The following is a 13,650-nucleotide window of genomic DNA, read 5'->3' on the forward strand; positions in this document are numbered from 1 at the left end:
CCTGGCCGGTGCGCTCTCGAGGGACCCGCCGCCTCCGCCGGACACGGTGCTCACCGGCCGAGCTGGCCGACGAGGTCGTCGGCCGTGCGTGCGGGCAGCGCGCACACGCGGTCGTGGCAGACGTACGCGGCCGGGTCGAGCCCGCTCCGCGACGCGAACAGCGCGAAGCCGGCCGCAGCCCACGCCTCGGCCTGCGCGGGCGTGACCGTGGCGGTGACGGTACCGGGCAGCCGGGCCGCGCGAGCGGTCTGCCGCATCGGGTGGGCACCGTCGGAGGCGACCACCACGACCTCCCGCGACGCCCGGCCGAGCGACAGCGCGAGCCCGAGGGCGTCCGCGTACCCCAGGGGTCGTTCGGTGCCGGAGGCTGCTCGGTCCGCCACGAGCCGCTCCGCCGCGGCGCGGTACGAGTGCTCCCCGGTCAGCGCGGCGAGCGTCGCCGCGGCGGACGCCAGGCCCACCGTGCCCGAACGGAGGGCGGTCTGCGGCTGCTCACCGGTCGCGGTCCCGGCGGCGTCGAGGACCGGGTCCACCGCGAACCGCCCGGCCAGGCCGTCGTCGACGAGGCCGCGCGCGACGGACGCGTACGACACCTCGCCGGTGACGAGCGCCAGCTCGAGGAGCCCCTCGGCGAGGAGCCCGACGTCCTCCACCGTCGGCGGAGCGGTCGAGACCCCGCGCGACGAGCTCGACCGGACGGCGACGTGACCGTCCCGCACGTGGACGTCGAGGACCGCGTCGGCTGCTCCCCGGGCCAGGGCGATCATCGCGTCGTCGTCGTGCCGGGCGCCGGCGATCGCCAGGCCCCTGACCGCGAGCCCGTTCCACCCCGTGAGCACCTGGTCGTCGAGCGGCGGCGGGTCGAGCGTCGCGCGCTCGGCGACGGGCCGTCGGTACCACTCGCCCTCGACCCGACGCCCGTCGATCGTGGACTCGCTGTCCTGTGCCGCCACGAACGCGCCGTCGGGTCGGCGGAGCGTGTCGCGGAGGAAGGACGCGATGCCCCGGGCCTGCTCGGCACCGGCCACGGCCAGCAGTCCGGCGTTGTCGTAGAGCATCCGTTCGTAGTGCGGCACGCTCCAGTCGCGCCGCGTCGCGTAGCGGAAGACGCCGCCGTCCTCGTCGGTGAGCTCCGACCGGCCGATCACGGCGAGCGTGCGCTCGAGGAGGCCGCCGGCCCCCTCCGCACCGTCGGCAGCGAGGTCGCCGAGCAGTTCCAGGAGCGGGGCACTCGGGAACTTCGGGGCACCTCCGAAACCGCCGTACGTGGTGTCCTCCGCCTGGAGCAGCTGGTCGAGGACACCCCGGACCGCATCGACGGACGGGAGGCCCGGCTCGTCTCCGTCCGACCCGGCACCTCCGGAAGCGGTCGCGTCGGCCTCGGCCCCCTGCCGGATCGCCGTCGCGATGGCGGACGAGTTCGCGTCGACCTCGTCCCGCCGGTCACGCCACGCGTCGAGCACGGCGCCGACCACCTGGCGGAACGACGGGACCTGCTGCACGGGCTCCGGCGGGAAGTAGGTCCCAGCGGAGAACACGTGCGCGTCCGGCGTGGTGAAGACGGTCAGCGGCCAGCCGAGCTGCCCGGTGAAGGCGCTCGCCGCGGCCATCATGCTGGCGTCGACGTCGGGGCGTTCCTCCCGGTCGACCTTCACGGCGACGAAGTCCTGCCGCAGGAGCTCGGCCACCGCCGGGTCGGAGAAGCTCTCCCGCGCCATGACGTGGCACCAGTGGCAAGTGGCGTATCCGATCGACACGAGGACCGGCACGTCTCGCTCGCGTGCCTCCGCGAAGGCCTCGGGGCCCCACTCACGCCAGTCGACCGGGTTGTCGGCGTGCTGGCGCAGGTAGGGGCTGACTGCGGAGTCGAGGCGGTTGTCGCTCATGGGGCCAGCCTGCCCCGCCCGGCCTGTGCAGCACAGCTTCAGCCGTCGGCTGTGGACGGATCAGCGTCGTCCACACCCTGCTGGGGGAGGAGCCAACCCGTGAGCACCGCGAGCCGGCGCGCGACGTCCTCCGGGGTCAGGTCGTCGGTGTCCACCCGGGTGACGTCGTCCCGGGCGGCCGTGTCGAGCCTCCCGGCCGTCCTGGCGCTGTGCGCCATCTGCGCTTCGGGGAGGCGACCCCCTGACCGTCGACGCAGGCGGCCCGCTGTGGCTTCGTCGCCCGCTCGGAGGAGCACGGCGGTCACGACCGGATCGTCGCCCATCGCCCGTGCGAGTGCGTTTTGCTCGAGGACCGCGACCGTGTTCGTGAAGATGAGCCGGTGGTGTCCGAGCTCCCGGTACCGGCTCCACATGGTCGCGAGGTTGCGCTCCGCGAGGTGCGCCTCGGGGTGCTCGACGTGGGGCGCCGGGTGCGCGAGATCCAGGGCGTCCCCCTCGATCACGACGTGACGGACGTCGCCGGCGACGAGGAGGTCGTGCAGGGCCTCCGCGGCCGTGGACTTCCCGACCCCGGATCGGCCGCCGACGAAGAGGACCTCGGACCGTGTCACGTGGTCAGCCCCGGCCGAGCATGAGGAGCGCGAGCGCCGCGTCCTCCGGGCCGTAGTCGAACATCCGCTCCCAGAACGGGTCGTCGGCCCAGGGCACGTCGCCCCCGGCCGGGACCCGGTGCGCCGTGTCGACCAACCAGTCCAACTCGGGCACCACCGCCGACCCGAACGCGGGCGGCTGCCACCCGAGCGCCCGCGCGGCCGACGTGTCGAGGACGAACGGCGTCGCCGACGACCAGGGCGTCACGCCGACGAACGCCGGCGCGTCCTCGTCGAGGAGGACCTCGTCGAACGCGTGGTCGAGGTGTCCGGCGACCGTCCGGACGATCTCGAGCACGCTCGGAGCGGTGTCGTCCGCCACGTTGAGGATCCGCCGGTCGGGCTGCTCGGCGACGAGCCCGACCAGGCTGGCGATGCCGTTCGCCGCCGTCGTGTGGTCGACGCCGCGGCCGTGGTCGGCGAGCAGGATCCGCTCCCGACCGTCGAGCGCTCGACGGACGACGAACCACTCCCGCGGCCGCCCGATGTGCGGGCCGTGCACCTTCGAGGGCCGCAGCACGGTGACCGGTGCACCGTGGTCGAGGAGCACCTGCTCGGCGGCGACCTTCGCTGCGCCGTAGCCGTCACGGCTGGTCGGGTCGGCGTCGTTCGGCACGACCGTCGGCTGCAGTTCCGACACCGGACCCGCGAACACCGGACGCTCCACCGAGTTGCCGTGTCGACCCTGGTCGTCGACGTAGACGGCCTTCGACGAGATGAACACCGTCGAACCCGCGTCGTCGAGGAACGGCCGCAGCTGGAGGGCGTCGTCCCGGGTGCGTCCCACAGTGTCCACGACGAGGTCGGCGCCGGGGCGGAGGAGCGCCCGGAGCAGCGCGGTGTCCCGTCGGTCGCCGAGCGTCGAGGTGGCGCCGTCGGCCACGAGGGCGTCGGCGACGGGGCCGCCGCGGCGGGAGACGACCTCGACCTGCCAGTCGTCGGGGGAGTCGAGCAGGTACTGCGCCACGGCGGAGCCGATACCGCCGGTGCCGCCGAGGACGACCGCTCGTCTGGTGCTCATGGTGCAACGGTAGTGCGGCCGGTCCGTCTCGTCGGTCTCGCCCGTCGCGCAGCCCGCGTGCGGCGCGGCGTTCCCGCGCTGGGCGCCGTCAGGACGCGACGGCCTCCGGCTCGCGGCGCCACCAGTCGAGCAGCGATCCGTCGTACACCTGCACGCGGTCGTGCCCGAGGACGGTGAGCGCGAGGGCGTCGACGCACGCTGCCGTCCCGACGCCGCAGTAGGTGACGATCTCCTCGGCGTCGATGACCTCGGCGAACGCCGCCGCGAGCGCAGGACCCTTCCGGTAGGCGTTCGTGTCGGGGTCGACGAGGGAACCGACCGGGATCGCCGTGGAGCCGGGGATCACCGGAGCGTGACCGGCGCCGAGGGCGGACTCGTCGGCAGCGAGGACCAGCGCTGCCGGCTCCGTCCCCGTCGCGGCGCGGAGGACGCGATCGTGGTCGACCCAGAGCGGGCGCTCCTCTGCTGCGAGGAACGCATCCCGTTCCGCGGCAGCGGCGGTCGCGAGCGAGCCGATGCGGACCGGACGGCCCTCGTCCCGCCACTTCGTGAAGCCGCCGTCGAGCACCGCCACCGCGTCGAAGCCGAACGAGCGGAAGATCCACCAGAGTCGGGCCGACCACTGCCCGACGCCGTCGTCGTAGACCACGACCGTCGCGGTGTTCGTGACGCCGAGCTGTCGCGCCGCGGACTCGAAGCGTTCTGCGTCCGGCCGGGTGAAGGGGACGGCGGTGTCGGGAGCGGAGAAGTCACCCAGGAGGTCGGCGTACCGCGCTCCCGGGACGTGTCCGCGCCGCTCGTAGGCGTCCGCCGCCGGAGCCCACGTGGTGTCGAGGCCGGTCCCCGTCGAACGCACCGAGGCGTCGAGCACGATGAGCTCGTCAGCACCGAGGTGGTCTGCGAGCCACTGCGTCGACACGAGCGGCGAGGTCAGGACGGGGGCCATGCGGCACACGATAACGACGACCCCTGACGCCTGCGAGGGGAACCGCAACAGTGCGCAATCGCAGCCTCATCGGTGCCGCGTGATTCGGATCGAGGTCGCTGCGGAACGACCGCGCAGTCGTCGTTCGACAGCGGTGGTGTCGTTCGACGGCGGTGGTGTCGTCCGACAGCGGCGCGCCGGACGCCCGCGGCGTCGGTCGCTGCGGAACGACCGCGCGGTCGTCGTCCGACAGCGGTGGTGTCGTGTGACGGCGGTGGTGTCGTTCGACGGCGGTGGCGTCGTTCCACGGCGACCGTGTCGTCCGACAGCGGCGTCGTCGTTCGACAGCGGCGCGCCGGACCCCCGCGGCGCCGGTCGCTGCGGAACGACCCCGCCGTCGTCGTCCGACAGCGGTGGCGTCGTTCGGCAGCGGTGGCGTCGTTCGACAGCGGCGCGCCGGACGACAGCGGTGACGTCGTTCGACGGCGGCGACCCGGACCCCCGCGGCAGCACACGCCGAACACCGCACACGACGCGAACGACCCGCCCGGCAGATCGCCGAGCGGGTCGTTCGATGACCAGTTGCGCAGGCGCTGGCGCTGCGGCCAACGGCCGTCGGAGCCTGCCCGCGCCACCGCGACGGTGGGCCGCAGCCCTAGTGCGCCGCGGCCGCGATGCTCCCCGTCGCGGTCGCCGCCGCGTGCTCGAGCTTCGCCAGCCGGACGGACTGCCGGTTGATGAGCAGTCCCCCCGCGAGGGCGACCAGCACGAGGACGCCGGCCGAGATGCCGAACGCGACGTGGTAGCCGTCGAGCACCGCCTGCGCCTGCTGCACCTTGGTGGGTGCCGCGGAGAGCCCCGACAAGCTGTTCTTCACGACGTCGGCGAAGATCGTCGAGAGCAGTGCCGTCCCGATCGAGCCGCCGATCTGCTGCATCGTGTTGACGGTCGCGGACGCCACCCCCGCGTCGGCCCGGGCGACCCCGGTCGTCGCCGTGTTGATCGCGGACGAGAAGATCGTGCCCATGCCGAGCCCGATCACGACGAGCGCCGGCAGCACGGTGCCCGCGTAGGTGCTGTCGAGGTCGGTGCGCAGGAGCAGGAGGAGGCCGGTCGCCGCGACGAGCCCACCGGCGAAGACCAACACCTTCGGCCCCACTCGCGGCAGGAGTCGGCCACCTACTTGGGTCGACGACACGATGATCGAGAGCGGCATGGGCAGGAACGCCAGACCGGTCTGCAGCGAGCTGAACCCGAGGGTCTGCTCGAGGTAGTACGTGAGGAACAGGAAGATCCCGAACATGCCGATCGCCACGAGGCCGATCGCAACGTAGGACCCGCCGCGATCGCGGTCGAGGACGACCCTCAGGGGCAGCAGCGGGTGCGCCACCCGGGTCTCGATGAACACGAACGCGGCGACCAGCAGCACGCCGGCTGCGAGCATGACGATCGTGACCGGGTCGTCCCAGCCGTTGGTCTCGGCGTTCGAGAACCCGTAGACGATCCCGACGAGGCCCGCCGTGATGGCGACCACACCGGCGACGTCGATGCGGGGCCGGTCGACCTTCGGCGGCTTCGCCATGAACACCAGCGCACCGATCACGCCGAGCACCGCGAAGACCACGTTGACGTAGAGGCACCAGCGCCACGAGGCGTACTCGGTGAGCACGCCGCCGAGCAGCAGCCCGAGTGCGGCACCGGACCCGGCGATCGAGCCGAAGATGCCGAACGCGCGACCGCGCTCCTTCGGGTCGCGGAAGGTCGTCGTCAGCATGCCGAGCGCCGACGGAGCGAGCAGGGCGCCGAAGACGCCCTGGAGCGCCCGGGCGGCGACCAGGAGCCCGAAAGAGTCGGCGAGGCCGCCGAGGACCGAGGCGACCGCGAAGCCGACGAGGCCGATGATGAACGTGTTCTTGCGCCCGAACAAGTCGCCCAGGCGTCCGCCGAGCAGCAGGAGCGAGCCGAACGCGAGCGAGTAGGCGGTGACGATCCACTGCCGCTGGTCGGTGCCGAAGTCGAGGTCCGCCTGTGCCGACGGCAGCGCGATGTTCACGATCGTGGCGTCGAGCACGACCATCAGCTGCGCGAGTGCGATGACCGCCAGGGCGATCCAGCGGTGGTCGGAGCGGGCGGGGGTGCCGGTCTGCCGGGGAGTCTGGGTGGGCGCTGACCCGGTCGGGGTCGGCGCCGTCTGTTCTGCCGTCACGGGCAGCCTCCTTCTGGAAGGTGGAGGGGGATGAGGTGGTCGGATCGACCGGGGGTGAAACGGATGCCCTGCATCCGCTTGCGACCAGTGTAGACCGAAACGGAAGCCCTGCATCCGCTTATTCCCAGAAAGTTCAACTACGGTGGCCGTCGTGAGCACCACCGACGTCGATCGCCCCCTGCGCGCGGACGCGGCACGCAACCGCGAACTGATCCTGCAGACGGCGCGTCGGTGCTTCGCGGAGCGCGGGCTCTCGGTCACGCTCAACGACATCGCGCACGAAGCGGGCGTCGGCGTGGGCACCGTGTACCGCCGCTTCGCCGACAAGGACTCCCTGATCGAGGCGCTGCTCGCCACCAAGTTCGAGGCGATGAACGGCGCGGCGGCGCGCGCCGCCGGAGAGCTCGACCCGCGCGAGTCCCTCCGCGTGTACCTGATGGGCGTGTTCGAGTTCCGGGCACGTGACCGTGCCCTCGCCGACGCCATCGTCCGCGCCGGCAAGGCCCGGCCGTCGATCATCGAGGAGCGCAACCGGCTCGAGACCCAGGTCTCCGAGATCATCGGGCGTGCGAAGGCCGCCGGTGTCGTGCGGGACGGCTTCGACTACCGCGACCTGCCGATGCTGACCCAGATGCTCGGCGTCGTCGCGGACACCACCCGCGCCACCGACCCCGACGCGTGGCGGCGGTACGCGCAGGTGCTGATCGACGGGGTGATGCCGCCGGAGCACGCCGACCCGATGCTCGGCACACCGCTCGACCGCGAAGCCCTCGAGCGGGCCATGCAGCCCGCGAACTGAGCACCACCGGCTGACGCGCGGCTCGGCGCCGGGACGGCTACAGCCAGCTCGGCATCCAGTAGTGCGACCGGATGAAGTCCCACGGCATCTGGATCGCCGTCCACATCGGGTACCAGTACACCGATGCGAGCACGACGACGCCGAGGTACACGCCGACCCAGACGATCGCCCGGGTCCGACGTGACCGTTCGTCCGTCCGGCGTCCGAGCACCAGACCGATCGCCGCCGCGAGCGCCATCACCATGAAGGGCTCGAAGGCGATCGTGTAGAACTGGAACACCGTCCGGTTCACGTACATCAGCCAGGGCAGGTAGCCCGCGGCGACGCCGAGCAGGACGAAGCCGTACTCCCAGCGTCGGCGGAGCAACCAGAGCACGAGCAGCGCCACCACCGCGATGACCGAGGCGTACCAGATGAACGGGTTCGCGATCCCCGTGATGGCCTCGCCGCACCGGGAGGCCGTGCAGCCGGCCTGTCCGGCGTCCGTCCCGACGTAGTACATCGACGTCGGGCGCTGCATGACGAGCCAGAGCAGCGGGTTCGCCTGGTACGAGTGCGGGGTGTGCAGGCCGATGTTGAAGCCGTAGATCTCGGACTGGTAGTGCCACCAGTTCTGCAGGCTGTCCGGCACCCACGCGAGCGGACCGGTCCGGCGCTGCCCACCCTCGGAGCCGATCCAGTCCCGGTCCCACCCGTCCTTCGACACGAACCAGCCCGTCCACGACGCCAGGTACGTGGCGGCGGCGATGGGCACGGTGAGGAGGAACGACACCGGTGCCTGTTGCAGGAACGCGCTCGACGACCAGAACTCGACGCCCGCTCGCCGCCGCATCATCATGTCGCTGAGCACCGAGTACACCGCGAAGAACGCCAGGAAGAACATCCCCGACCACTTCGTCGCGGTCGCGAGCCCGAGCGCGAGTCCCATCGCGATCAGCCACGGCCGCCACCAGAGGAACGGCCCCCAGAGCGTGTCCCGCCCGGCGGCGGTCCGTCGCGCGATCCAGGCGTCCAGCCGCCGCTCGGTCCATCGGCGGTCGAGGAGCAGCGCGCCGAACCCGAGCACGACGAAGAACGTCACGATGCCGTCGAGCAGGGTCACGCGCGACAGCACGATCGCCTGGCCGTCGATCGCGAGCAGGAAGCCGGCGAGCGTGCCGATCAGGGTGGAACGGAACAGCGAGCGGGCGATCACCGCGGTCAGGAACACGGTCGCGATGCCGAGCACGGCGACGGTGAAGCGCCAGCCGAACGAGTCGTCCGCCCCGAACAGCAGCATGCCGAGCCCGATGAGGTACTTGCCGAGCGGCGGATGCGCGATGAACTCGGCGGCGCTCGAGAAGATGCCGGTCTGGCCGTCCGCGAACCGCTGGTCCGTCGTCGGTGCGCCGTCGCCGGACGGGTTCGCCGGCCAGGTGCCCTCGTACCCGAGGTGGACGATCGACCAGCCGTCCTTGACGTAGTAGGTCTCGTCGAACACGAGCGAGTGCGGGTGTCCCAGTCCGACCAGACGGAGGACGGCGGCGAGCAGGGTCACGGCGAGCGGGCCGGTCCAGCGCCACACCGCGACACGGGTCCCGGTGCGGAGCACGTGCGCCCACCAGTCGTCGAGGCGCGAGCCGGTCGGGTGTTCCGTCACGTCCCGGCGGTCGTCGGTCAGCTCGCTGGTCATCGCGCACATCCTACGGACGCGTCCCATGACCCCGCTGCGACCACCGGACGGCGACACTGCGGCGACAATGGGGAGGTGATCGTCCTCGCAGCCACCCCCATCGGCAACCTCGGAGACGCGTCACGCCGTCTCGTCGAGACCCTCTCGAACGCCACGGTCGTCGCTGCGGAGGACACCCGCACCGCGATCCACCTCATGCGGGCGCTCGGCATCGAGAACCGACCGCGGCTCATCGCCCTCCACGAGCACAACGAGCGAGCGAAGGCCGCCGAGGTCGTCGAACTCGCACGGGACGAGGACGTCGTGGTCCTCACCGACGCCGGCATGCCCGCCATCAGCGATCCGGGCTTCCCCCTGGTCGAGGCCGCGGCAGCCGCCGGCGTCACGGTCACCGCCCTGCCCGGTCCGTCGGCCGTGCTCATGGCGCTCGCGGTGTCCGGGCTGCCGACCGACCGCTTCAGTTTCGAGGGGTTCCCGACGCGCAAGGGCGGCGAGCGACGCCGCCTGTTCGCGTCCCTCGCGGGCGAGCAGCGGACGATGGTCTTCTTCGAGTCGCCGCACCGGCTCGCCGACACGCTGGCGGACATGGCGGCGGGCTTCGGCGACGAGCGCCGTGCGGTCGTCTGCCGCGAGCTCACGAAGCTGCACGAGGAGGTCCGCCGCGACTCGCTCGCCGCGCTCGCCGCGTGGGCGGCCGACGGGGTCCGCGGCGAGATCTGCATCGTCGTCGAGGGCTCGACCGGCGCACTCGACGTCACGAGCATCGAGGACGGGGTCCGCCTCGTGCTCGAACGGGTCGCCGCCGGGGCCCGGATGAAGGAGGCAGCGACCGCGGTCGCGGACGCGACCGGCCTGTCCAAGCGGGACCTCTACGAGGGCGCGCTGGCCGCGAAGTAACGTGCCGATCAGCGGCCTGGAGGCGCGGGGCGGGCCCGCCACGTGCCTCCAGTCCGACTTGTCCACAGGCGCGTCATGCGCGCTCCGCGCGCCCGTAGGATGGTCGGCATGTCCGACGGGTCCTCCTTCAGCATCACCACGCCGATCTTCTACGTGAACGACGTGCCGCACATCGGGCACGCGTACACCGAGGTCGCCGCGGACGTGCTCGCGCGCTGGCACCGGCAGCGCGGGGACGACACCTGGCTGCTGACCGGCACCGACGAGCACGGGCAGAAGATCCTGCGCACCGCGTCGGCGAACGACGTCACCCCGAAGGAGTGGGCGGACCGACTCGTCACCGACGCCTGGAAGCCGCTGCTCGACACGGTCGACATCGCGAACGACGACTTCATCCGCACGACCGACGAGCGGCACGAGCGCGGGGTGACCGCGTTCCTGCAGAAGCTGTACGACGACGGCTTCATCTACGCGGGCGAGTTCGAGGGCTTCTACTGCGTCGGGTGTGAGGAGTACAAGCAGCCGAGCGACCTCGTGGCGGGCACCGGCGCGTACGAGGGCCAGCAGGTGTGCGCGATCCACTCGATCCCCGTCGAGGTCCTCGCCGAGCGCAACTACTTCTTCCGGATGTCCGACTTCGAGCAGCGCCTGCTCGACCTCTACGAGTCGAACCCCGAGTTCATCCAGCCCGAGAGCGTCCGCAACGAGATCGTCTCGTTCGTGAAGCAGGGGCTGCGCGACCTCTCGATCTCGCGGTCGAGCTTCGACTGGGGCATCCAGATCCCGTGGGACCACGACCACGTGCTCTACGTGTGGTTCGACGCGCTCCTGAACTACGTGACCGCACTCGGGTACGGGTCCGACGACGACGAAGCGTTCCAGCGCCTCTGGCCGAGCGTGCACATCGTCGGCAAGGACATCGCCCGGTTCCACGCGGTCATCTGGCCGGCCATGCTCATGGCCGCGGGCCTGCCGGTCCCGAAGCGCGTCTTCGGGCACGGCTGGCTGCTCGTCGGCGGCGAGAAGATGTCGAAGTCGAAGCTGACCGGCATCGCGCCGTCGGAGATCACCGACACCTTCGGGTCTGATGCCTTCCGGTACTACTTCCTCCGCGCGATCACGTTCGGCCAGGACGGCAACTTCAGCTGGGAAGACATCTCCGCGCGCTACCAGGCCGAGCTCGCCAACGGCTTCGGCAACCTGGCCTCGCGCATCGTCGCGATGATCGGACGCTACTTCGACGGCGTGGTGCCGGCAGCGGGGGCGCCGACCGACGCCGACGCCGCGATCGACGCGCTCGCGAAGTCCGTGACCGAGCGGGCCGATGCCGCCGTCGGCGACTTCGCGCCACACGACGCGATCGCCACCGTGTGGGAGCTCGTCGACGCCCTCAACGGGTACATCACCGAGCAGGAGCCGTGGGCGCTCGCGAAGGACGACGCGAAGCGCGAGCGCCTCGCGACCGTGCTCGTCACCGCGCTCCGTGGTCTCGGGACCGTCGCGGTCCTCGTGTCGCCGGTCATGCCGAAGGCCACGCAGAAGCTCTGGGCGTCGATCGGTGCAGGCGGGTCCATCGCCGAGCAGCGCATCGACCGAGCGTGGGAGTGGCAGGGCGCCGCGCAGGTCGTGCCGCTCGAGTCCGGGCTGTTCCCGCGCATCGAGCAGCAGCCGGAGCAGGGCGCAGCGTGACCGACGCCGCGCACGTCCGCTCCCGGGGCGAGGGCGGCGGGTCGGGTTCGTCGAAGCGCGACCTGACCTACCCGCCGCTGCCCCAGGCCCTCGTCGTCGGGGTGTACGACAACCACACCCACATGGAGATCGCCGACGGCATCGGCGACGGCGGCGACGGCCCGCTCGAGTACCGCGAGCACCTCGACCGCGCCTCGAGCGTCGGCGTCCGTGGCGTCGTGCAGGTCGGCACCGACCTCGCGACCTCGCAGTGGTCGGCGTCGATCGCGGCCCGTGAACCCCGGGTCCTGGCCGCCGTCGCGCTGCACCCGAACGAGGCCCCGGTGCTCGACGCCGCCGGCACCCTCGACGAGCACCTCGCCGGGATCGCCGAGCTCGCCGCGCTCCCGCGGGTCCGTGCGATCGGTGAGACCGGACTCGACTTCTTCCGCACCGGCGAGGACGGTCGTGCTGCCCAGGTCCGCTCATTCGAGGAGCACATCCGCATCGCGAAGGAGCACGACCTCGCGCTGACGATCCACGACCGCGACGCGCACGATGCCGTGGTGGAGGTCCTCGACCGCGTCGGTGCTCCCGAGCGCACGGTGTTCCACTGCTTCTCCGGCGGACCGGACTTCGCGCGGCTCTGCGCCGAGCGCGGCTGGTACATGTCCTTCGCCGGAACGGTCACGTTCAAGAACGCGCAGAACCTCCGCGATGCACTCGAGGTCGCCCCGCGGCACCTGATCATGGTCGAGACGGACGCGCCGTTCCTCACGCCGACGCCCTACCGGGGCCGGCCGAACGCGCCGTACCTCATCCCGCTCACGCTGCGTGCGATGGCGGACACCCTCGGCACCGACGTCTCGATGCTGGCCGCCCAGATCGCGTCGAACACCGAGACCGTGTACGGCGCGTGGGACGCCGAGCCCGTCACGGTGGCGGAGTAGTCGTGGGTGCGTTGCTCGGGCCGGCGGAGATCCGCGACCTCGCCGCGAAGCTCGACGTCACCCCGACGAAGAAGCTCGGGCAGAACTTCGTGCACGACGCGAACACCGTCCGCCGCATCGTGGCCTCGGGGCGCGTCGACGCGGACTCCCGCGTGCTCGAGATCGGGCCCGGCCTCGGGTCCCTCACGCTCGGGCTGACCGAGACCGGTGCCTCGGTCACGGCGGTCGAGATCGACGGACGCCTGGCCGCGCAGCTGCCCGCGACCGTCGCCGCGATGCAGCCCGAGGCACGGTTGCGTGTCGTGCACCAGGACGCGCTGACCGTCGCCGCGTCCGACCTGCCGGAGGCACCGACGCACGTCGTGGCGAACCTCCCGTACAACGTCTCGGTGCCGGTGCTGCTGCACCTGTTGGCCACCTTCCCGTCCATCGAGCGGGCGCTCGTCATGGTGCAGGCCGAGGTCGGGTACCGGCTGGCCGCCGACCCGGGCAACAAGGTCTACGGAGCGCCGAGTGTCAAGGCCGCGTGGTACGGGTCATGGTCGATCGCCGGACAGGTGAGCCGCCAGGTGTTCTGGCCGGTGCCGAACGTCGACAGCGTGCTCGTCGGGTTCGACCGCGGCGAGCAGCCGGGTGACGAGGCCCTCCGGTCCCGCGTGTTCGTGCTCGTCGACGCGGCCTTCCAGCAGCGGCGGAAGATGCTCCGCCAGAGCCTCTCCGGCGTGCTCGGCGGGAGCGCCCGTGCGGCCGAGGTCCTCACCGCCGCGGGCATCGACCCGACGGCGCGTGGCGAGGTGATCGGGGTCGACGACTTCGTCCGGCTGGCGCGGACGGTGCTCGCGGCAGGCTGACCGTGGCCCACCGCACATCTCAGATGATCGGTGACCGATCCGCGAAGTCCGGAGTTCCTCCGAGACCAGCCGAGGAGGAACGATGCTCGAACCGAGCCCGCGCCACAGGCCGAGCGGGTCGCCGT

General features: G+C 71.9%; 11 protein-coding genes. 5 read left to right on the top strand and 6 right to left on the bottom strand.

What is annotated here, in order from left to right; translation table 11 throughout:
• Positions 1–50 precede the first annotated feature (50 nt).
• The 5 genes from IEY20_RS13240 to IEY20_RS13260 all read right to left on the bottom strand — a co-directional run bounded on the left by IEY20_RS13240 (position 51) and on the right by IEY20_RS13260 (position 6,688).
• Entirely contained in the window at positions 51–1,886 is a 1,836-nt protein-coding gene (locus IEY20_RS13240) for a thioredoxin domain-containing protein (protein WP_188889206.1), read from the bottom strand.
• A gap of 38 nt (positions 1,887–1,924) precedes the next feature.
• Positions 1,925–2,497 carry an ATPase gene (locus IEY20_RS13245; protein ID WP_188889208.1) on the bottom strand — a complete coding sequence of 191 codons (573 nt, stop codon included), beginning with the start codon at positions 2,495–2,497 and terminating at the stop codon, positions 1,925–1,927.
• A gap of 4 nt (positions 2,498–2,501) precedes the next feature.
• A complete protein-coding gene (locus IEY20_RS13250) occupies positions 2,502–3,557 on the bottom strand; it encodes an NAD-dependent epimerase/dehydratase family protein (RefSeq protein ID WP_175328044.1) in 1,056 nt (351 codons plus the stop codon).
• Positions 3,558–3,645: 88 nt separating this feature from the next.
• Entirely contained in the window at positions 3,646–4,503 is an 858-nt protein-coding gene (locus IEY20_RS13255) for a sulfurtransferase (RefSeq protein WP_175328045.1), read from the bottom strand.
• A 634-nt stretch (positions 4,504–5,137) separates the two neighbouring features.
• Positions 5,138–6,688 carry an MFS transporter gene (locus IEY20_RS13260; RefSeq protein WP_022904793.1) on the bottom strand — a complete coding sequence of 517 codons (1,551 nt, stop codon included), beginning with the start codon at positions 6,686–6,688 and terminating at the stop codon, positions 5,138–5,140.
• Between the two features lie 151 nt (positions 6,689–6,839).
• On the opposite strand from IEY20_RS13260, the gene IEY20_RS13265 reads away from it, so the two are divergent.
• Positions 6,840–7,487 (top strand): TetR/AcrR family transcriptional regulator, encoded by a 648-nt coding sequence (locus tag IEY20_RS13265; RefSeq protein WP_188889210.1) that lies wholly within the window; start codon positions 6,840–6,842, stop codon positions 7,485–7,487.
• 37 nt (positions 7,488–7,524) lie between these two features.
• Here the strand turns inward: IEY20_RS13265 and IEY20_RS13270 are convergent, their stop codons facing one another.
• Positions 7,525–9,159 carry a dolichyl-phosphate-mannose--protein mannosyltransferase gene (locus IEY20_RS13270; protein ID WP_175328046.1) on the bottom strand — a complete coding sequence of 545 codons (1,635 nt, stop codon included), beginning with the start codon at positions 9,157–9,159 and terminating at the stop codon, positions 7,525–7,527.
• A 75-nt stretch (positions 9,160–9,234) separates the two neighbouring features.
• Between IEY20_RS13270 and rsmI the strand changes: the two genes are divergently transcribed.
• The 4 genes from rsmI to rsmA all read left to right on the top strand — a co-directional run bounded on the left by rsmI (position 9,235) and on the right by rsmA (position 13,525).
• Entirely contained in the window at positions 9,235–10,056 is an 822-nt protein-coding gene (gene rsmI / locus IEY20_RS13275) for a 16S rRNA (cytidine(1402)-2'-O)-methyltransferase (RefSeq protein ID WP_022904796.1), read from the top strand.
• 108 nt (positions 10,057–10,164) lie between these two features.
• Positions 10,165–11,745: a methionine--tRNA ligase gene (gene metG, locus IEY20_RS13280; RefSeq protein WP_175328047.1), complete on the top strand. Its 1,581-nt coding sequence runs from the start codon at positions 10,165–10,167 to the stop codon at positions 11,743–11,745.
• A complete protein-coding gene (locus IEY20_RS13285) occupies positions 11,742–12,674 on the top strand; it encodes a TatD family hydrolase (RefSeq protein WP_175328048.1) in 933 nt (310 codons plus the stop codon). Before metG ends, IEY20_RS13285 begins: the two co-directional genes overlap by 4 nt.
• Before the next feature lie 2 nt (positions 12,675–12,676).
• Positions 12,677–13,525 carry a 16S rRNA (adenine(1518)-N(6)/adenine(1519)-N(6))-dimethyltransferase RsmA gene (gene rsmA, locus IEY20_RS13290; RefSeq protein WP_022905009.1) on the top strand — a complete coding sequence of 283 codons (849 nt, stop codon included), beginning with the start codon at positions 12,677–12,679 and terminating at the stop codon, positions 13,523–13,525.
• Positions 13,526–13,650: the final 125 nt, after the last annotated feature.

This window comes from Curtobacterium luteum (assembly GCF_014646995.1).
In the GTDB taxonomy this organism is placed as follows: Bacteria; Actinomycetota; Actinomycetes; order Actinomycetales; family Microbacteriaceae; genus Curtobacterium; species Curtobacterium luteum.

Coding starts and splice junctions, on each gene's coding strand:
- IEY20_RS13270 (WP_175328046.1), bottom strand. CDS start 9,159: ATGACCAGCGAGCTGACCGACGACCGCCGGGACGTGACGGAACACCCG.
- IEY20_RS13240 (WP_188889206.1), bottom strand. CDS start 1,886: ATGAGCGACAACCGCCTCGACTCCGCAGTCAGCCCCTACCTGCGCCAG.
- metG (WP_175328047.1), top strand. CDS start 10,165: ATGTCCGACGGGTCCTCCTTCAGCATCACCACGCCGATCTTCTACGTG.
- IEY20_RS13255 (WP_175328045.1), bottom strand. CDS start 4,503: ATGGCCCCCGTCCTGACCTCGCCGCTCGTGTCGACGCAGTGGCTCGCA.
- IEY20_RS13250 (WP_175328044.1), bottom strand. CDS start 3,557: ATGAGCACCAGACGAGCGGTCGTCCTCGGCGGCACCGGCGGTATCGGC.